Raw genomic sequence first — 23,796 nt, 5'->3', positions numbered from 1 at the left:
TTTCAGTTAGGTGAGTCCAAGCGCGCAGGGTTCATTTAAATTGTGCCGCTGCCTCCCGAATACTTCACCGCAGCGGCTGCCCGCGACGGCACATTGAGCGTTCGCAACAGCGACGACACGTGGATGCGCACGGTGAACGGCGAGATATCCAGTTCCCGGGCGATCTCCTTGTTAGTCTTGCCTTGGGCGATCAGCCGTAACACATCCTGCTGACGCGGGGTGAGGGCGGTGCCGGTCTCCAGCGGCAGCAGCCCGGAAGGCGCGTACCTGACCAGCACTTCGCCTTCGCGGATCGCCAGAATGGCCTGACCGATCTCATCCGGGACAATGTTCTTGCCGATGAAACCGTCGATGCCGGCCGCCATCACCTCACCAATCAACGCCTCGTCGTCGACCATCGACACTACGATCAAAGTGGTGCGCGGCAGTTTTTTGCGCAGCTCGGCGAGTTGGCTGATGCAGGTCAGGCCGGGGAAGCGCAGGTCGAGAATCAGTGTGTCCGGCTCGCTGCCGTCGGGCAGCAAGGCCAGCACGGCGTCGAGGTCGCCGGCCTCCTCGATAGTCGCCTCGGGCAACAGGCGCTGCACGGTGCGCCGCATGGCTTCGCGAAACAACGGGTGATCGTCGGCTATGATGATGCGGCATGTCATGACGTGACCCTCCCTGGATCAGCGTGGTTTACGGCATGCACCTTAGCACCGCGTACGCAGATTGCCTGCCGGCCGCTGCTGAATCTGACGACTGTCGCACAAGGACGTTGCCCATGAAGTTCGAGAAAAACACCGAGCTGGATCAGACCAATCTGCGGATCATCATCGCCAGCATTGCCATGGTTTACATCTGCGTGCTCGGTGTATTGCCGGGTCAGCGCTTCGATGTCTATCTGCCGGTGGTGGTCTACATCACGCTGTTTCTGCTGGCGTCGATTGTCCTGCGCCAGGCCATCGCGCGCTGGCCGGGGCATTACCCGGCGCGACGAATATTCGCGATGATCCACGATTACACCGGCACCTGTTTCGGCCTGGTGCTCGGCGGTGAAGCGGCGTTGCCGCTGTACGCGGTGATCATCTGGGTCAACCTGGGCAACGGCATGCGCTATGGCTCGCGCTATCTGGCGATTGCCACGGGGTTGGCGCTGCTGGCGTTGCTGGCGGTCTATCGGTTGACGCCGGTGTGGCAGGCGCAACCGTACATGGTGCTGATGTTGATGCTCACCAGCACCGTGATTCCGTTCTACGCACACTTGCTGCTGGAGCGCACGCGCAAGGCCTCCGAAGAGGCGGTCGCGGCCAATCTGGAGAAATCGCGGTTTCTCGCTCAGGCCAGCCATGATCTGCGCCAGCCGATTCACTCCATCGGTCTGTTCACGGCGTGCCTGCGTGAATCGCGTCTGGGCGAGCAGGAGCGGCAACTGGTCGACAACATCGACCGTTCGCTGCTCAACGTCTCGCAGTTGTTCCGTTCGATTCTTGACCTCTACACCCTCGACAACGGGCGCATTCTGCCGAGGCTGCAGGTGTTCAATCTCGGCGAGTGGCTGGCCGACCTGATCCGCCAGAACGCCGAGGCGGCGCGCTGGGCCGGTGTGGAATTGCGCCTGCGTCCGTGCCAGCACTGGGTAGAGAGCGATCCGGCGTTGCTCTCGACCATGGTGCAGAACGTGCTTTCCAATTGCTTCAAATACGGCGCGCAACGCCCGGTACTGATCGGCGTGCGCAAGCGTGGCAACGGGCTGGCCATAGTGATTTATGACCGCGGCAACGGCATTGCCGAGGAGCATCTGCCGAAGGTCTTCGAGGAGTTTTATCGAGTGCGTCAGGTGCGCGACAAGGACGTGGAAGGCGTCGGCCTCGGACTGTCGATCGTCAAGCGTCTGGGGCAGTTGATCGGCGTCGATGTGGCCTTGCGCTCGCAGCTTGGGCGCGGCACGGCGGTCTCCCTGTATGGCTTGCCGGTGGCCGTGACGCCGCAGTTGCCGGTCATGCGTGACGATGTGCGGCAGGCCGGCCTATTGACCGGGCTGAAGGTGTGTCTGGTGGAGGATGATCGCAACGTCTTGCTGGCGACCTCGGCGCTGCTCGAGCGCTGGGGCTGCGTGGTGCAAGGCGAATTGAGCGGGCAGGGGCTGGTCACCGATTGCGACATCATCGTCGCCGATTACGATCTGGGTCCACATTCCACGGGCATCGAGTGCATTGACGAGGTGCGGCGCCAGCGTGGCTTTGCGGTGCCAGCGATGATCATTACCGGGCATGACATCGAGAAAATACAGGCGGCCTTGCACGACCGCCAAATTGCCATCCTGTCCAAACCGGTACGCCCGGCCGAGCTGCGCGCGACCTTGCGCAGCCTGCGCGACCGGCAAACCGAGCCGGCCGAGCAGGTTTGACTCAACGCTTGCAGAGGTAGTCCTGAGTGATGGTGGTTTGCAGGCAGTTGAACTGGCCCATGGTGCGGCAGATGTTCTTCTCGGAACCGGTCACCTCGGCGTTCTTGTAGCCCCAGGTCTTGCAGCGCTCCATCGCGACAGTCAGACCTTGTGCGGCGTTGGTCTGGCCGCTTTCGAACTGACCCAATTCGTAGGAGACCTGGACCACGCCGTCGTTCTTGCTACCACCGGTGGCTTCCCATTGTTTGGGTGTGGCGCAGCCTGTCAGAGCGAGGGCGGTGAGAGTGAGAGTTGCGATCAGGATTTTCATGATGGAACGTAGTCCTTTACCGGGAGGAGGGATTACTGGAACGGAATCGGTGAGGCGCCTTTGGGCAGGCACGACAGCGGCGGGGTCATGATGCCCATGCTCGCCACGGCGATAATCGCGCCGCTGGGCAACTCGCAGTTGTACTCGCCGGCGGGGGTGTACGCGGTATAGTAGGTGAGGGTGCTGTCGCTGCGGATGTTGTCGATTTTCGACACCGGTTTACCGATGACCGTCTGCGCGCGTTCTTTCATGCTGGCTTCGGTAGGTTTGGCGGTCTGGCAGCCGCTGGCACCAAGCAGCAGAGCGCTGACGATGGCCACTTTGCACAAGTTGGAATGCAGTTTCATGGTGTTTCTTCCTTGGTGTTTTTCTGATTTCCAGGCACGACGATCCCGCGCACTGCACAGCGGCAATGTTGGGGAGCAGCGGGGGTTGCGAGGGAATATAACGCCGGTGGGCGGTGCGGTCGATTAGCACAAATGTGCTAGTGCGGCGGAGGGAGAGGCGACCCAATGGGTCGCCCCGCGCCGATTACTGAGGGGAGTTGAACTGGTCGGAATAGCTGCCGGTCATCAGCGCCGAAGCGACGCGATCAGAACCGACGCCGACGCGTGAGTAGGCATAGCGATTGGCGCCGACCTTGTCGGTGCCGTCGGAAGCCAGTGCGCCTGCGCCGACATGATCAGAGCCATCGGAGGCGACTGCACCAGCCCCGACATGATCAGAACCGTCCGAGGCGACTGCACCAGCCCCGACGTGATCGGAACCATCCGAGGCGACTGCGCCAGCCCCGACGTGATCGGAACCATCCGAGGCGACTGCACCAGCCCCGACATGATCAGAACCGTCCGAGGCGACTGCACCAGCGCCGACATGATCGGAACCGTCCGAGGCGACTGCGCCAGCCCCGACATGATCCGAACCGTCCGAGGCGACTGCACCAGCGCCGACGTGATCGGAACCGTCCGAGGCGACTGCACCAGCCCCGACGTGATCGGAACCATCGGAAGCCACTGCACCAGCGCCGACGTGATCGGAACCATCGGACGCCACTGCGCCAGCACCGACATGATCAGAGCCATCGGACGCCACTGCAGCGGCTCCGACATGATCCGAACCATCAGAGGCCACCGCCTGCGGCTGCGCAGCCCAAACCGTTGGCAACATCACGGTCGCCGCGACCGCAAGAATGGCGCCTGACAAAAGCGTGTGTTTCATGATTTTCTCCACGACCCATCAGCCACACAGCATTCGTTGGCCCGGGGTTGACCAGGTTGGCAATTGGCACGGGCGCGCTCGATGGGCGCACGGGTGTCGACGTTTTTGCATGAAACCGCGTTAGCGAACTGAAAAGTATAGATCGGCAAAATGCAGGCGCAGGTGCGACAACATGCAAGCGATAGTCGGTTAACTTCCTTGCACAGGGGCGCTTGAAGGAAATCAGTCTAAAAACACCACCCGCGACTCGATGGCTTTTGCTAGCCTCAAAGGTGTAGGCGAAGACGCAGACTGATGCGCAAGCGGATAGCAAGGGGACGTGGGGCGCGTTCCGAAGGGTACACGGTTAGAAAGATCTCCGCGCTGAGATCCAGCCCTTATGCCGTGTGAGGCAGCAAAGCACCGCTCTTTTTCCATGGTTGCTTTTGTACTGTGAGAGGCCCGATAAACCTTGTAAGCCAGAGACCAGCACTGGCCGCCTACTCGAACACCAAAGCCCGCATTGCTGCGGGCTTTGTCGTTGTTGCAGGGTCAGATCTTCGTCAGCGCGTACGCCAGATCGGCGCGCAGGTCTTCGAGATCTTCGACCCCCACCGACAGGCGCACCAGGCCGTCGCCGATGCCCAGTTTGGCGCGGGTTTCAGCTGGAATGGTCGCGTGGGTCATGATCGCCGGATGCTCGATCAGGCTTTCAACGCCGCCCAGGCTCTCGGCCAGGGCAAAGATCTTCACGTTTTCCAGAAAGCGCCGTGCACCCTCCAGATCACTGTTCAGATCCACCGAGATCATCCCGCCAAAACTATGCATCTGCCGTTTGGCCAACTCATGCTGCGGGTGCGACGGCAGGCCCGGGTAGTAGACGCGTTTGACCTGCGGTTGTTGCTCCAGCCACTTGGCCAGTTCCAGCGCGTTGCTGCAATGACGCTCCATGCGCAGCGCCAGAGTCTTCACCCCGCGCAGGGTCAGGAACGCGTCGAACGGGCCGGAGATCGCGCCAACCGCGTTTTGCAGGAAGCCGAGTTTGTCCGCCAGTTCGGCATTCTGCCCGACCACCGCGATACCACCGATCACGTCGGAGTGACCGTTCAGGTACTTGGTGGTCGAGTGCAGCACGATGTCGAAACCCAGCTCCAGCGGGCGCTGGATATAGGGGCTGGCGAAGGTGTTGTCGGCAACGCTGATGATCCCGCGTGCGCGGCAGATGCGCGCAATCGCGGCCAGATCCGACAGGCTCAGCAGCGGGTTGGTCGGCGACTCGACAATCACCAGGCGGGTGTCGTCCTGCAGCGCCGCTTCGAACGCCGCCAGGTCAGTCAGATCGACGTAGCTGAAGCGATGCCCGGCGCTGCGCTGGCGCACCTTGTCGAACAGGCGGAACGTGCCGCCGTACAGGTCATTGCCGGAGATCACGTGCGAACCGGCATCGATCAGTTCGAGCACGGTGGAAATGGTCGCCAGCCCGGAAGCGAAAGCGAACGCGCGGGTGCCACCTTCCAGATCCGCCACGCAACGCTCCAGGGCAAAACGCGTCGGGTTGTGCGAGCGCCCGTAGTCGAAGCCCTTGTGCACGCCGGGGCTGTCTTGCAGGTACGTCGAGTTGGCGTAGATCGGCGGCATCAGCGCGCCGGTGGTCGGGTCAGGCGTCTGCCCGGCATGGATCACCCGGGTCGCGAAGCCTTGGGATTTATCGTCGTGCTGACTCATGCGAGGGATCTCCGTAATTGGTTGAGCATGTCGGTGCGGGTAATCAGGCCGTGGAAGCCCGAAGCATCGGCGATGATCGCGACGAGGCCGCGACTGAGCACCGCTTCCAGCTCGGCGAGGTTGGCACCGGGGGCGAGGGTTTGCAGTTTGTCGGTCATCACGCTGGACACCGATTGACTGAAGCGCGCAGCGTCTTCGTGCACGGGCAGCAGGATGTCCGACTCGTCGATCACCCCGACCAGTTGTTTGCCTTCCACCAGCACCGGCAGCTGCGAAACATCCGCCAGACGCATGCGCTGGAACGCGGTCAGCAGGGTGTCATCGGGACCTACGCTGATCACGCGGCCGTCTTCGAAGCGCCGGGCGATCAGATCGCGCAGGTCGCCATAGCGCTTGCGCTGCAACAGGCCTTGATCGGTCATCCACTGGTCGTTGTAGACCTTCGACAGATAGCGTGTGCCGGTGTCGCAGACAAAACTGACCACGCGTTTCGGCTCTGTCTGTTCGCGGCAATAACGCAGCGCGGCGGCGAGCAAGGTGCCGGTCGACGAGCCACCGAGAATGCCTTCGGCCTTGAGCAACTGGCGGGCGTGATCGAAGCTTTCTTCATCGCTGATCGAGTAAGCGTGGCGCACGCTGGTGAGGTCGGTGATCGATGGAATGAAATCCTCACCGATGCCTTCTACCGCCCATGAACCGGGCGTCGGCATGGTGCCGTCGCGGCTGTACTGAGCCATCACCGAACCCACCGGGTCGGCGAGGACCATTTCCAGATCCGGCTGCACACGTTTGAAGAAACGGCTCAGGCCGGTCAGGGTGCCGGCGGAACCGACGCCAACCACGATCGCATCCAGATCATGCTCGGTCTGCGCCCAGATCTCCGGCGCGGTGCTGCACTCGTGTGCCAGCGGGTTGGCGGGGTTGTTGAACTGGTCGGCGAAGAACGCGCCGGGAATGTCTTTTGCCAGGCGTGCGGCCACGTCCTGGTAATACTCGGGGTGGCCCTTGCCGACGTCCGAGCGAGTGATGTGCACTTCGGCGCCCATGGCTTTCAAGTGCAGGACTTTCTCGGTGGACATCTTGTCCGGGACTACCAGCACCACGCGGTAGCCTTTGGCCCGGCCGACCAGCGCCAGACCCAGACCGGTGTTGCCGGCGGTGGCCTCGACGATGGTGCCACCCGGTTGCAGGCGCCCGTCGCGTTCAGCGGCATCGATCATCGCCAGACCGATGCGATCCTTGATCGAGCCGCCGGGGTTTTGTGATTCCAGTTTGAGAAACAGTGTGCAGAGGCCGGTATCGAAGCGGGTAACCTGTACCAGCGGCGTATTGCCGATCAGCCCAAGTACGGCAGGGCGTGAATCCTTTGACATTTCTTCACCTCTTGTAGTGGTGTTGATCGCGTTCCATTCGCGGGGAAAAGCTCGCGTGCAACATAGGCTTAGACATGATCCGTCGCAACCTTTAACCCGCCGCTGCGCCAGCCATTTTGATCTAACCATAGAACAGAATCGAAGCCTGCAAGCGCCCGGTTTCAGAGGGTTTACATCAAGGCGCCATCGAGTATTGAAAGGGCGTCGTGAGCTTCGCCTGCAGCTTGATCTGCGGATGAATATCCTGCAGGGCAAACCGTGTTTTCAGCGGAAAACAGCTCACATCTGATCATGAGAGAAACTCGTGATCATCAAGATTAAAATGAGTTTGTCTCACTAGCGCTTGATCTCGACAATGGCCGCCATCAACAAGACATTGGAGTTGTTTGTCATGGCACTGGCCCATTCCCTCGGATTTCCGCGCATTGGTCGCGACCGCGAACTGAAAAAAGCGCAAGAGGCGTTCTGGAAAGGAGAACTGAACGAGGCCGGCCTGCGTGAAGTGGGTCGTGAACTGCGCAAGGCCCACTGGGACCTGCAAAAGAACGCCGGCATCGAGCTGCTGCCAGTGGGCGATTTCGCCTGGTACGACCAGGTGCTGACCCATTCGCTGATGTTCGGCGTGGTTCCCGAGCGCTTCCGACCGCACGACGGCAAAGCCACGCTGCAAACCTTGTTCGGCATGGCCCGTGGCGTCAGCGACAGTTGCTGCGGCGGTGCCCATGCGCAGGAAATGACCAAGTGGTTCGACACCAACTACCACTATCTGGTCCCGGAATTCAGCGTTGATCAACAGTTCCAGCTCGGTTGGGAACAGTTGTTCGAAGAAGTCGAAGAAGCCCGCGCACTGGGGCATAACGTCAAACCGGTGATCATCGGCCCCCTGACTTATCTGTGGCTGGGCAAGGCCAAAGGTGCCGAGTTCGACAAGCTGGAATTGCTTGATCGTTTGCTGCCGCTGTATGGGCAGATCTTCGCCCGGCTGGCCGCACTCGGTGTGGAATGGGTGCAGATCGACGAGCCGATTCTGGTGCTCGACCTGCCGCAGGAATGGAAGAACGCTTTCGAGCGTGGGTACAACCAGATCCAGCGTGATCCGCTGAAGAAACTGCTCGCCACTTATTTCGGTGGTCTGGAAGAAAACCTCGGTCTGGCCGCCAATCTGCCGGTCGACGGTTTGCACATCGACCTGGTACGTGCAGCGGAACAGTACCCGACCATCCTTGATCGCCTGCCGGCCTACAAGGTGCTGTCGCTGGGTGTGGTCAACGGCCGCAACGTCTGGCGCTGCGACCTGGAACATGCGTTGGCGACGTTGCAGCATGCGCATGAGCGTCTGGGGGATCGGTTGTGGGTGGCGCCATCGTGCTCGCTGCTGCACAGCCCGGTGGATTTGGGCCGCGAAGACCAGCTCGATGCCGAGCTGAAAAGCTGGTTGGCGTTTGCCGTGCAGAAGTGCGAAGAAGTCGCCGTGCTGGCACAGGCGGTCAACGAGCCGGAGGCGCCGAAAGTGCTGCGCGCCTTGGCCCAAAGCCGCTCGGTACAGACCAGCCGCGCCGCCTCGCCGCGTATTCACAAACCGGCGGTGCAGGCCCGTGTGGCGGCCATTACCGCGCAGGACAGCCAGCGTCAGTCGCCGTTTACCCGACGTATTGCCAAGCAGCGCGCCGGCCTTGATCTGCCGCTGTTCCCGACTACCACTATCGGCTCATTCCCGCAGACCGCGTCGATCCGCCTGGCGCGTCAGTCGTTCAAGCAGGGCAAGCTGAGCGAAGCCGAATACACCGAAGCCATGTACAGCGAGATCCGTCACGCCGTGCAAATCCAGGAGCAACTGGGCCTCGACGTACTGGTGCACGGAGAAGCCGAGCGCAACGACATGGTCGAGTACTTCGCCGAGCAACTCGACGGCTACGTATTCACCCGTTTCGGCTGGGTGCAGAGCTATGGTTCGCGCTGCGTGAAACCGGCAGTGATCTTCGGCGACCTGAGCCGCCCGCAAGCCATGACCGTGGACTGGATCCGCTACGCGCAAGGCCTGACCGACAAGGTCATGAAGGGCATGCTGACCGGCCCGGTGACCATGCTGATGTGGTCGTTCCCTCGCGAAGATGTGTCCCGTGAAGTGCAGGCACGGCAGTTGGCGCTGGCGATCCGTGACGAAGTGGTGGATCTGGAAGCCGCCGGGATCAAGATCGTGCAGATCGACGAAGCCGCATTCCGCGAAGGTCTGCCGCTGCGCCGCGCGCAATGGCAGCACTATCTGGACTGGGCAACCGAAGCGTTCCGCCTGTGTGCCTCCGGTGTACGCGACGAAACGCAGATCCACACGCACATGTGCTACAGCGAATTCAATGATGTGATCGAGTCCATCGCCGCCATGGACGCCGATGTGATCACCATCGAAACCTCGCGCTCGGACATGGAACTGCTGGAGGCGTTCGAGGCCTTCGATTACCCGAACGAGATCGGCCCGGGCGTCTACGACATTCACTCGCCGCGGGTGCCGGATGCTTCGGAAATGGCCAATCTGCTGCGCAAGGCAGCGCAGCGAGTTCCGGCCGAGCGGTTGTGGGTCAACCCGGATTGCGGTCTGAAAACCCGTGGCTGGCCGGAGACAGAAGCGGCGTTGGTACACATGGTCACCGCCGCCCGGCAACTGCGCAAAGAACTGGCCTGAGGAGACACCCACCAAACCCTGTGGGAGCGAGCCTGCTCGCGAAGGCGGCGTGTCAGTCGAATAATGTTTCTCTGATACACCGCTTTCGCGAGCAGGCTCGCTCCCACACTGAGTTCAGTGATCGGTCAGTGACGGCTCATCAAACCATGCAACACACCGAGGCGCAGTCCCGGTTCCGACGGCACCATCTGCGAAATGCCAAACACCTTGAACGCCGCCAGCATCAGCACCAGCCCTCCCGGGAGGATGCTCTGGCGATGCGGCTGCAAGCCTGCCAGCTTCAATTGCTGAACGTTCTTCACCTTCAGCAGCAACAGCGACAAACGCAACAACCCACCATAGGTGATGCCATCCTGACCGAAGTCATTCAAGCGATTGGCCTTGAGCACCTTCGCCAGCATCCGCGCCGTGCCGGAGGAACCAATGGTCTGTTGCCAGCCCTGCGCGCGATAGCGGCGGGCGACTTTTTCGAATTGCAGGATCGCCACGCGCTCGGCTTCTTGCAGTGCGCCGGGAGCAATGCGCCCGTCGGGGAAATAGCGTGCGCCCAGGCTACCGCTGCCAATGGCGATGCTTTCGGTGAGCAGCGGTTGCGACCCCTGGCCGAGAATCAGCTCGGTGGAACCACCACCGATGTCGACCACCAGCCGCATGTCCTCCGCCCCCGGCAGGGTATGAGCGACGCCGGCATACACCAGTTGCGCCTCTTCATGGCCGGAGATGACGTCGATGCGAAAACCCAGATGGCGTTCGGCACTGTGCAGAAACAACTGCGCATTGTCGGCCTCGCGCACCGCGCTGGTCGCCACGGCCCGCACCTTGCCGGCCTCGAAGCCGCGCAGTTTCTTGCCGAACCGCGCCAGCGCCTGCCAGCCACGATCCAGCGCCATTTCGTCCAGTGCACCGCCGTCGAAGCCTTCGGCCAGCCGCACCGGTTCACGCAGGGTTTTGACTTCCTGAATCATGAAGCCTTTTCGACTGCGAACCGACTGGCCGATCATCAGGCGAAACGCATTCGAGCCCAGGTCGATGGCGGCAAACAGCGAGGCGTCTTCTTTCATGGGAATCCCTGCAAGCATCCGTCGAAGGCTCAAGACGGTTTGCGAGGATTCTGCGATGCGCTTGATGACATCCTGATGACGGGGCAGGGGCGGTTCAGTGAATTGTTGGTTGTCATGACACTGTCATTATCCGGCGACTATCCTGACCCCAATACATCGCGTGTTCTTAAAGTTTTTGCTGCCTCTTTGGGCAGCTTTTTTTTTGCCCGCGATTTGGCAAGCCGTGCGCAAGGTTTGCAATCGTGGGCGTCCCTTGGCTAATATACGATCCATATACACTTCGTATCGGATTCGGATATGGGCATCGTAAAAATTTCAGAAGACATGCATGAGAACCTGCGCATCTCCAGCACCGCGCTCAGCCGCTCGATCAACGCGCAGGCCGAGCACTGGATGCGCATCGGCATGCTCGCCGAGCTGCACCCCAACCTCGACCACAGCGCCATTTGCCGCTTGCTGATCCGCGCCGAACAGAACGGCGGGCTGGATCTGCATCAACTGACTCAGGAAGCCGTCAGCGCATGAGAAATCAGATCAAGATCAATACCCCTGCGGAAATCGCGAAGTCGCGTGCGGCGGGCAAACTCGCCGCCGAAGTGCTGGCGATGCTGGTGCCGCACGTCAAGGCTGGGGTGACGACCGATGAGCTGGATCGGTTGTGCAACGATTACATCGTCAATGTGCAGAAAGCCATTCCGGCCAACGTCGGTTATCACGGTTTCCCGAAAACCGTCTGCGCCTCGGTCAACGACGTGGTGTGCCACGGCATCCCGTCGGGCACACCGTTGAAAGACGGCGACATCGTCAACCTCGACATCGCAGTGATCAAGGACGGCTGGTTCGGCGACACCAGCCGCATGTACGTGGTCGGCGAGGCGACGCCTGAGGCGCTGCACCTGATCAAGACCACTTATGACGCGATGTGCGCGGGTATTCGTGTGGTGAAACCGGGCGCCACGCTGGGCGACATCGGTCATGCGATCCAGAGCCTGGCGGAGAGCGAAGGTTTCAGCGTGGTGCGTGAATACTGCGGGCATGGCATCGGCAAGGTGTATCACGATGAACCGCAGATCCTGCATTACGGTTTTCCCAATCAGGGCATGAAGCTCAAGGCGGGGATGATCTTCACCGTCGAGCCGATGCTCAATGCCGGCAAGCGCCATGTGAAGAACATGCCGGACGGCTGGACGGTGCTGACCAAGGATGGCTCGCTGTCGGCGCAGTGGGAGCATATGGTTGCGGTGACCGAAACCGGCTTCGAAATCCTCACCGCCTGGCCGGACGAAATTGAAGGTTTCACTCCGATCGCCTGAACACCACCAGACCCCTGTGGGAGCAGGCTTGCTCGCGAATGCGTTGTGTCATTCAACATAAACAGTGACTGACACACCGCCTTCGCGAGCAAGCCCGCTCCCACAAGGGGATTTGCAGTGCTGCCGAGATTCTCAGTGAGAACCGGCCGCTTTGTTGAGGTCGCTTTCAGTCCATTCGGTGTAGACGCAAGCATCGGCAGTAGCCCAGCGCACTCGCACCGGATCGCCAGCCTTGAGCGGCATGCCCGCCGCCGACAGCGCTTTAACCGTCATCGAAGTACCGCCCGACGTCACCACGCTGCACGTCTGGCTTTCGCCAAGAAACAGCACCTCCACGACCTTGGCCGACACCTCATTCCAACCCGCTGCCAGCGGCTCCTCGCTCGCCTGCTGCACGCTCAGCGCCACCGCTTTTTCCGGCCGCACCATCAGCAGCACATCCTGCTCGGTGTGCAAGCCGGCAGTCAGGCGAATCGACAACGACTGCCCCTCGAAACTCGCCGCCGCATTGCCCTGCGCCTTGAGCTTGAGGAAGTTCGAGTTGCCGAGGAACGACGCGACAAACGCATTCGGCGGATTCTGATACAGGTCATAACCGCTGCCCAAACCAACAATCTTGCCGTGACTGAAAATCGCGATGCGCTGCGACAGGCGCATGGCTTCTTCCTGATCGTGGGTCACGTAGACGATGGTGATGCCCAGGCGTCGATGCAGCTGGCGCAGTTCATCCTGCAAGTCTTCACGCAGTTTTTTATCCAGCGCACCGAGCGGTTCGTCCATCAGCAGAATGCGTGGCTCGTAGACCAGCGCCCGGGCGATGGCGACGCGTTGCTGTTGCCCGCCAGAGAGTTGCGAAGGGCGGCGATGGGCGAATTGTTCGAGCTGCACCAGTTTCAACATCGCATCGACACGCTTGTCACGTTCGGCGGCGGCGAGTTTGCGGATCGCCAGCGGGAAGGCGATGTTGTCGCGCACCGACAGATGCGGGAACAGCGAATAGCGCTGGAACACCATGCCGATGTCGCGCTTGTGCGGCGGCACGTTGACCAGCGACTGACCGTTGACCAGGATCTCGCCGCTGCTCGGGGTTTCAAACCCGGCGAGCATCGACAGCGTGGTGCTTTTGCCCGAGCCGCTGGAGCCGAGGAAGGTCAGGAACTCGCCGTCCTTGATGTCCAGCGAGATGTTGTCGACGGCGGCAAAGTCGCCGTAGTGCTTGTTCAGATTGCGCAGGCTGACCAGGGGTTTGTCGTTCTGCTGGGATGCGTCTTTGATCACGGCACTCATGTCGTACTCCTGGGCGCTCAGGCGCTGATTTCGTTGCGCCGGCGCAGCGCGGCGGCGATCACCATGACCAATACCGACAGGCCGATCAGCAGCGTCGAAGCGACGGCGATCACCGGGGTCAGGTCCTGGCGCAGGGTGGTCCACATTTTCACGGGAAGGGTTTGCAGGGTCGGGCTGGCCATCATCACGCTGAGCACCACTTCGTCCCACGAAACCAGAAAGGCGAAGAGGGCGCCGGCGACCATGCCCGGACGGATCGCCGGGAACGTCACCTTGAACACCGCTTGCAGGCGTGAGGCGCCGCAGATCACCGCCGCGTCTTCAATCGACTGATCGAACAGCTTCAGCGAGTTGATGATCGAGATGATGGTGAACGGCAGCGCGACGATCACATGGCTGACCACGAAGGCAAACATGGTCCCGGTGTAACCGAGTTTGAGAAATAGCGCGTACACCGCCACCGCGATGATCACCAGCGGCACGATCATCGGCAGGGTGAACAGACCGTAGAGCATTTCCCGACCGGGAAAGCGCCCGCGCACCAGCGCAAACGCGGTTGGCAGACCGAGGGCCACGGCGCAGATCGTAGTCAGCACGGCAACCTTGAGGCTGGCTGCCGCAGCGTTCATCCAGTCGGCGTTGGAGAAGAACTGGCCGTACCATTTCAGCGTCCAGCCCGGCGGCGGGAACACCAGCCACTGCGATGAGCCGAACGACAGCAGGACGATGAACACGATCGGCAACAGCAGGAACAGGCCGATCAAACCGGTGGTTGCGTAGAGCCCGAAACGCATCCGCCGGCTCATGGCATTGGGAGTCAGGAGCATCTCGGCTTACCTCGCGTTGCTGGCGCCAACCGGGGATTCCGGCTGAAGCTTCAGGTAGAAGTAGAACAGCACCAGCGTGATCGCGATCAGCAACGCGGCGCCGGCACTGGCCAGGCCCCAGTTGAGGAACGATTGCACCTGCTGAATGATGAACTCCGGCAGCATCATGTTCTGCGCCCCGCCGAGCAGCGCCGGGGTCACGTAGTAACCGAGCGACATGACGAACACCATCAACCCGCCGGACGCCAGACCCGGCCGGCACAGCGGCAGGAACACCCGGAAGAAATTGGTCCAAGGACTCGCGCCGCAGATCGAGCCGGCCTGCAGGATCATCGGATCGATGGCCTGCATGGTCGCCTGCAACGGCAGGACGATGAACGGGATCATGATGTAGCTCATGCCGATCACCACGCCGGTCAGGTTGTGCACCATTTCCAGTGGCTGATCGATGATGCCTAGCGCCATCAAGGCCTTGTTGATCACGCCCGAGGCTTGCAGCAGCACCAGCCACGAATAGGTGCGGGCGAGCAGGCTGGTCCACATCGATAGCAGCACGATATTGAGGATCCAGCGGCCCCAGCCGCGCGGCACCAACGTGATCGCCCAAGCCAGCGGAAAGCCCAGCAACAGGCTGAAAATCGTCACCAGCCCGGCCACGGAAAAGGTGTTGAGCAGCACCCGTGCATACGCCGAGTTGGCGAACAGTTGTTCATAGTTGCCAAGGCCCGGGGTAGGTTCCAGCACGCCGCGCAACAGCAGGCCAATCAACGGCGCGAGAAAGAACAGGCCGAGGAACAGCAGTGCCGGGACCAGGTTGCCGGCACCTTTCCAGCGTTGTCTGAAGGTGTGGGTCGAGCCGGCAACGCCGGTGGCGCTCCCGGTCACCGTTGCAGGACGAGGCGCAGCAGCCGCCATTTTCATTTGACCAGCCATTCGTTCCACCGTGTCGCGATGGCCGGGCCGTTCTTGGCCCAGTACGCGAAATCAAGAGTGATCTGATCCTTGGCGTAAGCCGTCGGCAGGTTCGGGGCCAGCACCGAGTCCAGGCGCGCCACGCTGTCGACGTTGACCGGGGCGTAGGCGGTCAGGTTGGAGAAGTCGGCCTGGCCTTTGGCACTGCTGGCGTTGGCCAGGAACTTCATCGCCGCGTCCTTGTTTTTCGAACCTTTTGGAATCACCAGAATGTCGGCCATGACCAGGTTCTGTTTCCAGCTCACGCCGACGGGTGCGCCGTCTTCCTGCAGCGCGTGAATGCGGCCGTTCCAGAACTGACCCATGCTCGCTTCACCGGAGGCCAGCAGTTGCTGCGACTGCGCGCCGCCGCCCCACCAGACGATGTCTTTCTTGATGGTGTCGAGTTTCTTGAAGGCGCGATCCAGATCCAGCGGGTAGAGCTTGTCGGCCGGCACGCCGTCGGCCAGCAGCGCCAGTTCGAGCACGCCGGGGCTTGGCCATTTGTACAGGGCGCGTTTGCCGGGGTAGGTCTTGGTGTCGAACAGCGCGGTCCAGTCTTGCGGCTTGGCCGCGCCGAGCTTGCCTTCGTTGTAGCCGAGGACGAAGGAGAAGAAGAACGAGCCGACGCCGTAATCGCTGACGAAACGCGGGTCGATCTTGTCGCGCTGGATGACTTTGAAATCGAGGGGTTCGAGCAGGCCTTCGGAAGCGGCGCGCAGGGCAAAGTCGGCTTCGACATCGACCACGTCCCATTGCACGTTGCCGCTTTCGACCATGGCTTTGAGTTTGCCGTAGTCGGTCGGGCCGTCTTGCACCACGGTGATGCCGCTGGCCTTGCTGAATGGATCGGCCCAGGCCTGTTTCTGCGCATCCTGGGTGCTACCGCCCCAGCTGACGAAGTTCACGCTTTCGGCGGCCATTGCAGCCTGGCCGGTCACGCTCAGCAGTCCCGCAAAAAGGATTGCGGTTGCAGCTTTGTTCAACACCATTTTTACGCCCTCATTGTTGTGTTTTTGAGCGGGCTTGCGTTGTTGCCCGCCTGTCGGGAGCAGTAGCCGGACGGTTTTTCAGGTCGCCCGGTCTATGGAATATCATATTATGGTATTCCAAACTTTGTGCAAGCACTTTGCCTTACCGGTTATCTGGCGGATGGGCTTTTTGTGAGCTCGAGGGAATTAAATTGAAATGCAAAACCCTGTAGGAGTGAGCCTGCTCGCGAAAGCGGTGTGACGTTCTGCGATGATGTTGGCTGATCCACCGCTATCGCGAGCAGGCTCACTCCTACAGTTGGAATTGTGGTTGGCGTGGATTATTCGCTGAAGGGAATGCTCTCGACCACTTCCAGGTCATACCCGGTCAGCCCCGCATACTTCAGCGGCGGCCCAAGATGCCGCAGCTTGCCCACCCCCAGGTTCTGCAGAATCTGCGCCCCGGTGCCCACCTCCGAATAAATCCGTGATTGCGAGCGGCTGAACTGCCGTGGCGGCTGGGTCAGTTGCGGCACGCGCTCGAGCAGCGCCTGCGACGATTCATGATTGGCCAACACCACCACAACCCCATTACCTTCCGCCGCGACCCGTTGCAGCGCCGCCCACAACGTCCAGTTGCTCGGCCCGCTGTACTCGGCGCCGACCAGATCACGCAGCGGATCAATCACATGCACACGCACCAGCGTCGGCTCTTCGCGGCGCAGATCGCCCATCACCATCGCCATGTGCACGCCACCCTCGATGCGGTCTTCGAAAGTGATCAGACGGAACGTGCCATGCACCGTCGGCAGCTCACGTTCGCCGATGCGTTCGATGGTGTGCTCGGTGCTCAGGCGATAATGAATCAGGTCAGCGATGGTGCCGATCTTGATCCCGTGCTTGCGGGCGAACACTTCCAGATCCGGGCGGCGGGCCATGGTGCCGTCGTCGTTCATCACCTCGACGATCACCGAGGCCGGGGTGAAACCGGCGAGGCGGGCAAGGTCGCAGCCGGCTTCGGTGTGGCCGGCGCGGGTCAGCACGCCGCCTTCCTTGGCGCGCAGCGGGAAGATGTGCCCAGGCTGCACCAAGTCTTCGGCGCGGGCGTCTTTGGCCACAGCGGCCGCGACCGTGCGTGCGCGGTCAGCTGCAGAAATGCCAGTGGTGACCCCGACCGCCGCTTCAATCGACACGGTAAACGCGGTACTGAACACGCTGCCGTTGCTCGGCACCATTTGCTCAAGGCCCAGGCGCTGGCAGTGCTCGTCAGTCAGTGTCAGGCAAATCAGCCCGCGCGCCTCACGCGCCATGAAGCTGATCGCCTCGGGTGTGCAGCAGTCGGCGGCCAGCAGCAGGTCGCCTTCGTTTTCCCGATCTTCGTCATCGACCAGCAGGACCATTTTGCCGAGGCGATAATCTTCGAGGATTTCTTCGATGCTGTTGAAGGCCATGCTGGACTCTCAGGGTTTGTTGGAAATATATTGGTATACCATAATACAAAATCAACAAAGAGGTCACTATGAAGGCGTACTGGATTGCCCACGTGGATGTCGACGATGCCGAGCACTACAGCCAATACACCCAGCGCGCACCGGCAGCCTTCGCCGCGTTCGGCGCGAAATTTCTAGCCCGGGGCGGACGCAGCGAAGCGCTGGAGGGCAGAGCTACTCCTCAGCGTAGCGTGGTGATCGAATTCGAGAACTATGAGAAGGCCGTGGCGTGCTACCACTCGGCGGCGTATCAGGAGGCGAAACGTTATCGCGAGGAATGGGCGAGGGCGGAGATCGTCATCGTAGAAGGCATCGCACCACTTTAAGCAACACCGCTAAACACTGTGGGAGCGAGCCTGCTCGCGAAAGCGGTCGTTCATTCAACATTTGTATCGACTGACCCGACGCCTTCGCGAGCAGGCTCGCTCCCACAGGGGGATAGGTGGTGATCAGCGGATGAAGTGGATCTTGCCGCTGTCATCATTGCCCATGTAGATCCCATACACCCCGGCCTGACGCTCCTCGATGTAACGCTCAAGAATCTGCCGGATCGCCGGGTAATAGATCTGCTCCCACGGAATGTCTTCAGGGGCAAAGAACTTGTAGTCGAGGGTCTCAGGGCCGAACTGCCCGGTGATCTCCAGCGCGATGGCGCGGAAGATGATGTACACCTCGCTGATCTTCGGCACGCTGAAGATCGAATACGGCGAGACGATTTCCGCGCGCACGCCGCTTTCTTCCCAGACTTCGCGCAGCGCCGCCTGCTCGGTGGTTTCGCCGCTTTCCATGAAGCCGGCGGGCAGGGTCCAGGTGCCCGGGCGTGGCGGGATCGCCCGTTGGCACAAGAGGTATTTGCCGTCCTGCTCGATGATGCAGCCGGCGATGATCTTCGGATTGACGTAGTGGATGTAGCCGCAGCCGCGGCACATCAGGCGCTCGTGCGTATCGCCCGGCGGTACCTGCTGACCAAGGTCAGGGCCACCGCATTTCGGGCAAAAGCTCGGGCTGAACATGTCAGTGACCTATACGCGGTTCTTTCAGCGCGATCGGCAGGGTGATGTTCGGCGTGGCGCCGGTCTCTTCCTGTTTGCGCTTGAGGTAATCGAGGGCCACGGCAGCCGCGGCGCGCACGTGATCGACACAGGCCTGATGCGCCGCCAGCGGATCGCCGCTCTTGATCGCCTCGACCATTTTTTCCATCTCGTGGTTACTGGCGCCGCGACGGTTTTCCTGAGACACCGAGGTCGCCCGCAGGTAGCTGATGCGCGCCTGCAACTGGCGCAATTGAGTGGCCGCAACGTGGTTGCCCGAGCCTTCGAGCAGCACGTCGTAGAAGCCCTGTACCGAGTCGATCACCTGTTGTAGCTCGCCGTCCTTGAGCGCCTTGCGGTTCTCGTCGAGGGCTTTTTCCAGGGCCTTGATGTCCTTGGCCTTGGCACGCAGGGTGAACAGCTGGACGATCAGGCCTTCGAGCACGCAGCGCAGCTCGTAGATGTCGACTGCATCGGCGAGGGTGATGATCGCCACCCGTGGGCCTTTGGCATCGGCGAACTCGACCAGGCCTTCGGACTCCAGGTGACGCAAGGCTTCGCGCACCGATGTGCGGCTGACACCGAGGCGATCGCACAGATCGCGCTCGACCAGACGATCGCCGGGCATGAGCTGGAAATTCATGATCGCGCTACGCAGTTTATCCAGCACGATTTCGCGCAGGGTAACGGGGTTGCGATTGACCTTGAAGCTGTCGTCGAGTGGCTGGCGTTTCATGGGGTCCGCTCTTTGCTGTGGCTGTCCATGCCAGACGGGCATCAAAACAGCCGAGGGGTTAACTAGAGGCCTCGGCGTCGGCTTCGGCGAAGGCTTCACGGGCGAGCCGGAAACTGTCCACGGCTGCCGGGACGCCGCAATAAATACCGACCTGAAGCAGAATTTCGCGTATTTGCTCACGACTCAGGCCGTTACGCAAGGCGCCGCGCACATGCAGCTTGAGTTCGTGCGGGCGGTTGAGCGCCGAGATCATCGCCAGGTTGATCATGCTGCGCTCCTTGAGCGACAAACCTTCGCGACCCCAGACATGGCCCCAGCAGTATTCGGTGACCATTTCCTGCAGTGGGCGGGTGAAGTCGTCGGCGTTGTCGATGGAGCGCTGCACGTAGGCTTCGCCCAGCACCTGGGTGCGGATTTTCAGGCCTTTTTCGTACTTTTCGTTACTCATCATTCCTCCTGACACCCTGCTTCCCCTGTGGGAGCGGGCTTGCTCGCGAATGCGTCGTGTCAGTCGACATCAATGTTGAATGATCCACCGCATTCGCGAGCAAGCCCGCTCCCACAAGGGGGATCTATGTATCCATCAGGCCAGGGTTGGCAACGGCCCGAGCTTGCCCTTGTGATAAATCATCGGCGTCACCGGTTGCTCGGGCAGGATCAGGTTCTTCACCGCGCCGACAATGATCGCGTGATCACCACCGTCGTATTCACGCCACAACTCGCACTCAATGATCGCCGTGGCCTTGGCGAGGATCGGGTTACCGAGTTCGCTCAAATGCCACTCGATGTGCTTGGCCTTGTCCTTGCCTTTACCGGCGAAGGCGTAGGCCTCGGCGGTCTGGTCGGCGGACAGCAAATGGATCGCGAACTTCTTGCTGTCGCGCAGCACCGGGTAGGTGTCGGAAGCGTAGTTGGGGCAGAACAGCACCAGCGCCGGATCAATCGACAGCGCGCTGAAGGCGCTGGCGGTGATGCCGACGATGGCGCCCTCCGGGTCGAGGGTGGTGACCACCGTGACCCCTGACGGAAACGAGCTCATGACGTCTTTGTAAATGCCGGGTTCGATCATGTCGCAGGACTCCTAGCGCATCACAAACGGATCAGGCATCGGAGCCTGAGAGAGATTGATCCACACCGTTTTCAGTTCGGTGTAGGCCAGCACCGAATCGATGCCGCTTTCGCGTCCATAGCCACTGTTCTTGAAGCCGCCGATCGGCGCCATCGCCGACACCGCACGGTAGGTATTGACCCAGATGATTCCCGAACGCACATCCCGCGCCAGACGATGGGCGCGGCCCAGGTCGCGAGTCCAGATGCCGGCGGCGAGGCCGAATTGCGAGTCGTTGGCGATTGCCAGCGCCTCGGCTTCGTCTTTGAAGCGAATCACCGATGCCACCGGGCCGAAGACTTCTTCCTGCATGATCTTCATCGAGTTGCGGTCGCACTCGAACAGCGTCGGCTCGTAGAACCAGCCGTCACCGAGATCGGTCGGACGCTTGCCGCCGGTGCGCAACCGCGCGCCTTCAGCAAGGGCATCAGCCACCAGACCTTCGACCACCGCCAATTGCTGCGCGGTGGCCATCGGACCCATTTCGCTGTGGTCTTCCTGCGGGTTGCCGATGCGGATGCGCTGGGCGCGTTCGACCAGGCGATTGACGAACTCGTCGTAGATTTCGTCCTGCACCAACAAACGTGAACCGGACACGCAGCTCTGGCCTGAGGCCGCATAGATCCCGGCAATCGCGCCGTTGATCGCGCTGTCCAGATCGGCGTCGGCGAAGATGATGTTCGGCGACTTGCCGCCGAGTTCCAGCGACAGCTTGGCGAAGTTTTCGGCGCTGCTGCGCACCACGTGCCGGGCCGTGGCCGCGCCGCCGGTGAAGGCGATCTTGCGGATCAGCGGATGGCGGGTGAGGGCGGCGCCGGTGCTCGGCCCGTAACCGGTGACAACGTTGACCACACCCGGCGGAATCCCGGCTTCGAGGGCCAGACGTGCCAGCTCAAGGATGGTCGCCGAGGCGTGCTCGGACGGTTTGATCACGATGGTGTTGCCGGCGGCGAGGGCCGGGGCCAGTTTGATCGCGGTCAGGTACAGCGGGCTGTTCCACGGAATGATCGCGGCAACCACACCCATCGCTTCGTGCACGGTGTAGGCAAACAGGTCGGGCTTGTCCAGCGGCAGGGTGCCGCCTTCGAGCTTGTCGGCGAGGCCTGCGGTGTAGTGGAAGAACTCCGGCAGATAGCCGACTTGACCCCGGGTTTCGCGGATCAGCTTGCCGTTGTCGCGGCTTTCCAGCTGCGCCAGTTGTTCCTTGTTTTCTGCGATCAGGTCACCGAGACGCCGCAGCAGTTTGCCGCGTGCGGTGGCGGTGAGGCCGCGCCAGGCCGGGCTGTCGAATGCGCTTTGTGCTGCTTGCACCGCGCGTTCGACGTCGGCTTCATCGGCATCGGGCAGTTCGGCCCAGGCTTGCGCGCTGGCCGGGTTGAGGCTTTCGAAGGTCTTGCCGGAGAGGGCGTCGACCCATTCTCCGCCGATGCACATCTGGAAGCGTGCGAGTGTCATGCAACGATCCCCTTTATAGGGTTTTGTCGGGAGTGTGCGTAGTCGAGAAATTCCAGCAGCGTCTGATTGACCAGCCGCGGCGACTCTACCGGCATCATATGCCGTTGCTCGGGCAGCACCGCAACCTTCGCGCCGGGGATGCGCCGGGCCAGTTGCTCGGCCATTTCCGGGGTGGAACCGGGGTCGAGTTCGCCGGTGGCGATCAGCGTCGGTGCCTGGATGCTGCCGAGGTCGTCGGCGCGGTACATGTCCTGCGTGGCGAACAATTCGTAGGTGGTCAGGTAACCCTGCGGGTCGTTGCCGGCCAGGGTCTGACGAATGGCTGCGATCTGCGCCGGGTTGGCCGCCTGATATTCACGGCTGAACCAGCGCGACAGCGCCGCTTCGGCATTGGCATCCGGCCCGTGTTCCGCCGCTTGTGCAGTGCGCGCGATGACCCCGGCACGCTGTTCTTCACTGCGGTTGAACACGCTGTTAAGCACCACCAGGCTTTGCAGGCGCTCCGGGTAGTGCAGGGCAAACGCCCGTGCCACCAGTCCGCCCATGGAGAAACCGATCACCGCAGCCTGAGGCAGATTCAGGTGATCGAGCAGCTCCAGCAACTGATCGGCATAACCGAGCAGGCCGGTGCCGCTGGCCGGGCGCGGGCTGGCGCCGTGGCCGAGCATGTCGTAGGCGATCACCTGGTATTGGGCAGACAGGCCAACGATCTGGCCGCCCCACATTTCTTTGTTCAGGCCCACGCCGTGGATCAAGACCACGGGCTGGCCTTGGCCGGTCGCCAGGTAACTGGTGCCAGCCGGGGTGAGTTCAGCGGTGAGCCGAATCATGGAGCGCTCCTGCAATGCCTTTTTATTGTGATTACTGGGCTTTTTCGGCGGCCAGTTCTTCCAGATCGATGTAGCGGTTGCCGATGCGCGGGTGCAGGCGACCACCGTCGGCGCAACCGAGCACCACCACGATTTCGTCGGCACGCGGCGCGTCTTCGATCTGCATTTCCAGGGTGATGTAGTGCGAACGCTGGCCTTCGTCGTCCTTGTGCATCATCGGGATCTGAATCGAAGTGCCCGGGCCGCCGCGCTTGTTGGTGAAGCTCAGGTAGCTCTTGGCCTTGACCGCCTCGCGGTAGTGGTTGCCGAAGCGCAAGGTGTGGATCACCGCCGAGGCGTGTTCGATCTCACCGTCGGCGCCGACCACTGCCGCTTTGCCGTACGCCTCGATCTTCTCGGCGCCGCCGATGATGCCCACCAGACGCTCGACCATCATGGCGCCGAGGTCGGAGCAGTTGGCGCGGATCTGCGGTTTCAGATCCTCGACGAAACCGTTGCCGACCCACGGGTTCTTCATCACCACAGCCAGCCCGACCATGGTCACTGGCTTGTCCGTGGCCTTGCCGCCTTCGATGAAGGTTTCTTCGACATAGCTGACGATCTTGCGAATTTCGAAACTCATGAGCTGCTCCGTAGGGGGATTGAGAGTGTCTGTGCGTCTGATGGTATACCATAATACCGATCGTGCAAGTCCCCCATGCAAGATTTGCCGCATCCATCCGGCGAATGGCGCTGTATTCACTGCCAGCCCCAATCTCACAAACACCATTACACCCTGTGGGAGGGGGCTTGCTCCCGAAAGCGGTGGATCAGTCGACATCTCGGGTGCCTGACACAGCGCCTTCGGGAGCAAGCCCCCTCCCACGATGGAAATCACCGCTGACAGGGGGGGCATCCGGTTAACAAAAGATAACGTGGCGCCGATTGTCAGACGTTTCCAAAGCCCGATAGGATGAGCCAGCTTCCCAAGGCGCTCTGGACTGCGGGTTTCACGGCTATGCTTGTGACCTGTCAGTTACCACGAGCACCCTTGCGGCGCCCTAAGGCCCAATGGCCTAACAA

The 23,796-nt window shown here is 61.5% G+C and carries 24 protein-coding genes; 5 read left to right on the top strand and 19 right to left on the bottom strand.

The features are described from left to right. Positions 1-35: 35 nt before the first annotated feature. Entirely contained in the window at positions 36-650 is a 615-nt protein-coding gene (locus ACOYXG_RS15185) for a LuxR C-terminal-related transcriptional regulator (protein WP_460352565.1), read from the bottom strand. A 113-nt stretch (positions 651-763) separates the two neighbouring features. On the opposite strand from ACOYXG_RS15185, the gene ACOYXG_RS15180 reads away from it, so the two are divergent. After that, positions 764-2,389: an ATP-binding response regulator gene (locus ACOYXG_RS15180; protein WP_460352563.1), complete on the top strand. Its 1,626-nt coding sequence runs from the start codon at positions 764-766 to the stop codon at positions 2,387-2,389. A gap of 1 nt (position 2,390) precedes the next feature. Here the strand turns inward: ACOYXG_RS15180 and yecR are convergent, their stop codons facing one another. The 5 genes from yecR to ACOYXG_RS15155 form a co-directional block, all read right to left on the bottom strand. Next, positions 2,391-2,699 (bottom strand): YecR family lipoprotein, encoded by a 309-nt coding sequence (yecR, locus tag ACOYXG_RS15175; RefSeq protein ID WP_027613060.1) that lies wholly within the window; start codon positions 2,697-2,699, stop codon positions 2,391-2,393. Positions 2,700-2,731: 32 nt separating this feature from the next. Further along, complete coding sequence (locus ACOYXG_RS15170) at positions 2,732-3,046, bottom strand: hypothetical protein (RefSeq protein WP_027613061.1); 315 nt, start codon at positions 3,044-3,046, stop codon at positions 2,732-2,734. Positions 3,047-3,230: 184 nt separating this feature from the next. After that, the gene (locus ACOYXG_RS15165) at positions 3,231-3,917 is read right to left on the bottom strand and encodes a phage infection protein (protein ID WP_460352560.1); all 687 of its coding nucleotides are present in this window, start codon (positions 3,915-3,917) and stop codon (positions 3,231-3,233) included. 531 nt (positions 3,918-4,448) lie between these two features. Continuing rightward, the gene (locus tag ACOYXG_RS15160; protein ID WP_460352558.1) at positions 4,449-5,621 is read right to left on the bottom strand and encodes a cystathionine gamma-synthase; all 1,173 of its coding nucleotides are present in this window, start codon (positions 5,619-5,621) and stop codon (positions 4,449-4,451) included. Further along, positions 5,618-6,994 (bottom strand): pyridoxal-phosphate dependent enzyme, encoded by a 1,377-nt coding sequence (locus ACOYXG_RS15155; protein WP_007965728.1) that lies wholly within the window; start codon positions 6,992-6,994, stop codon positions 5,618-5,620. The genes ACOYXG_RS15160 and ACOYXG_RS15155 overlap by 4 nt, the downstream gene beginning before the upstream one ends. A 391-nt stretch (positions 6,995-7,385) precedes the next feature. Between ACOYXG_RS15155 and metE the strand changes: the two genes are divergently transcribed. Next, a complete protein-coding gene (metE, locus tag ACOYXG_RS15150) occupies positions 7,386-9,674 on the top strand; it encodes a 5-methyltetrahydropteroyltriglutamate--homocysteine S-methyltransferase (RefSeq protein WP_460358476.1) in 2,289 nt (762 codons plus the stop codon). Between the two features lie 125 nt (positions 9,675-9,799). Here the strand turns inward: metE and ACOYXG_RS15145 are convergent, their stop codons facing one another. After that, entirely contained in the window at positions 9,800-10,735 is a 936-nt protein-coding gene (locus tag ACOYXG_RS15145) for a Ppx/GppA family phosphatase (protein ID WP_247268994.1), read from the bottom strand. Positions 10,736-11,032: 297 nt separating this feature from the next. Here ACOYXG_RS15145 and ACOYXG_RS15140 point away from each other — a divergent pair, with 297 nt between their 5' ends. Together ACOYXG_RS15140 and map are read left to right on the top strand one after the other, a co-directional pair. Further along, positions 11,033-11,260 carry a ParD-like family protein gene (locus ACOYXG_RS15140; RefSeq protein ID WP_025111624.1) on the top strand — a complete coding sequence of 76 codons (228 nt, stop codon included), beginning with the start codon at positions 11,033-11,035 and terminating at the stop codon, positions 11,258-11,260. Then, complete coding sequence (map, locus tag ACOYXG_RS15135; RefSeq protein WP_460352554.1) at positions 11,257-12,048, top strand: type I methionyl aminopeptidase; 792 nt, start codon at positions 11,257-11,259, stop codon at positions 12,046-12,048. Before ACOYXG_RS15140 ends, map begins: the two co-directional genes overlap by 4 nt. Before the next feature lie 132 nt (positions 12,049-12,180). Here the strand turns inward: map and ACOYXG_RS15130 are convergent, their stop codons facing one another. The 5 genes from ACOYXG_RS15130 to ribBA form a co-directional block, all read right to left on the bottom strand. Continuing rightward, positions 12,181-13,335: an ABC transporter ATP-binding protein gene (locus ACOYXG_RS15130; protein WP_460352552.1), complete on the bottom strand. Its 1,155-nt coding sequence runs from the start codon at positions 13,333-13,335 to the stop codon at positions 12,181-12,183. Between the two features lie 17 nt (positions 13,336-13,352). Then, complete coding sequence (locus ACOYXG_RS15125) at positions 13,353-14,162, bottom strand: ABC transporter permease (RefSeq protein ID WP_025111627.1); 810 nt, start codon at positions 14,160-14,162, stop codon at positions 13,353-13,355. Between the two features lie 6 nt (positions 14,163-14,168). Then, positions 14,169-15,083 (bottom strand): ABC transporter permease, encoded by a 915-nt coding sequence (locus ACOYXG_RS15120; protein WP_115989584.1) that lies wholly within the window; start codon positions 15,081-15,083, stop codon positions 14,169-14,171. Then, positions 15,080-16,105, bottom strand: coding sequence for an ABC transporter substrate-binding protein (locus ACOYXG_RS15115; protein WP_460352550.1), 1,026 nt, complete (start codon positions 16,103-16,105; stop codon positions 15,080-15,082). The genes ACOYXG_RS15120 and ACOYXG_RS15115 overlap by 4 nt, the downstream gene beginning before the upstream one ends. Positions 16,106-16,425: 320 nt before the next feature. After that, on the bottom strand, positions 16,426-17,535 hold the full coding sequence (gene ribBA / locus ACOYXG_RS15110) for a bifunctional 3,4-dihydroxy-2-butanone-4-phosphate synthase/GTP cyclohydrolase II (protein WP_285373845.1): 1,110 nt from the start codon (positions 17,533-17,535) through the stop codon (positions 16,426-16,428). Positions 17,536-17,603: 68 nt separating this feature from the next. Here ribBA and ACOYXG_RS15105 point away from each other — a divergent pair, with 68 nt between their 5' ends. Next, complete coding sequence (locus ACOYXG_RS15105; protein ID WP_103367400.1) at positions 17,604-17,900, top strand: DUF1330 domain-containing protein; 297 nt, start codon at positions 17,604-17,606, stop codon at positions 17,898-17,900. A 123-nt stretch (positions 17,901-18,023) separates the two neighbouring features. Here the strand turns inward: ACOYXG_RS15105 and ACOYXG_RS15100 are convergent, their stop codons facing one another. The 7 genes from ACOYXG_RS15100 to ACOYXG_RS15070 all read right to left on the bottom strand — a co-directional run bounded on the left by ACOYXG_RS15100 (position 18,024) and on the right by ACOYXG_RS15070 (position 23,356). Further along, on the bottom strand, positions 18,024-18,587 hold the full coding sequence (locus ACOYXG_RS15100) for an NUDIX hydrolase (RefSeq protein WP_098964282.1): 564 nt from the start codon (positions 18,585-18,587) through the stop codon (positions 18,024-18,026). 1 nt (position 18,588) lies between these two features. Continuing rightward, entirely contained in the window at positions 18,589-19,341 is a 753-nt protein-coding gene (locus ACOYXG_RS15095) for a GntR family transcriptional regulator (RefSeq protein WP_007968636.1), read from the bottom strand. A 58-nt stretch (positions 19,342-19,399) separates the two neighbouring features. Next, on the bottom strand, positions 19,400-19,789 hold the full coding sequence (locus ACOYXG_RS15090) for a carboxymuconolactone decarboxylase family protein (protein ID WP_027613073.1): 390 nt from the start codon (positions 19,787-19,789) through the stop codon (positions 19,400-19,402). 135 nt (positions 19,790-19,924) lie between these two features. Then, entirely contained in the window at positions 19,925-20,410 is a 486-nt protein-coding gene (locus ACOYXG_RS15085; RefSeq protein WP_003225715.1) for a flavin reductase family protein, read from the bottom strand. A gap of 12 nt (positions 20,411-20,422) precedes the next feature. After that, positions 20,423-21,904 carry an aldehyde dehydrogenase gene (locus ACOYXG_RS15080; protein WP_096797225.1) on the bottom strand — a complete coding sequence of 494 codons (1,482 nt, stop codon included), beginning with the start codon at positions 21,902-21,904 and terminating at the stop codon, positions 20,423-20,425. Next, on the bottom strand, positions 21,901-22,734 hold the full coding sequence (locus tag ACOYXG_RS15075; RefSeq protein WP_330206142.1) for an alpha/beta fold hydrolase: 834 nt from the start codon (positions 22,732-22,734) through the stop codon (positions 21,901-21,903). The genes ACOYXG_RS15080 and ACOYXG_RS15075 overlap by 4 nt, the downstream gene beginning before the upstream one ends. Positions 22,735-22,765: 31 nt before the next feature. Beyond that, a complete protein-coding gene (locus ACOYXG_RS15070) occupies positions 22,766-23,356 on the bottom strand; it encodes an amino acid synthesis family protein (RefSeq protein ID WP_025111640.1) in 591 nt (196 codons plus the stop codon). Positions 23,357-23,796: the final 440 nt, after the last annotated feature.

The sequence above is a fragment of the Pseudomonas sp. G3-39 genome (assembly GCF_054790485.1).
This window is presented reverse-complemented; position numbering and strand designations above follow the sequence as displayed.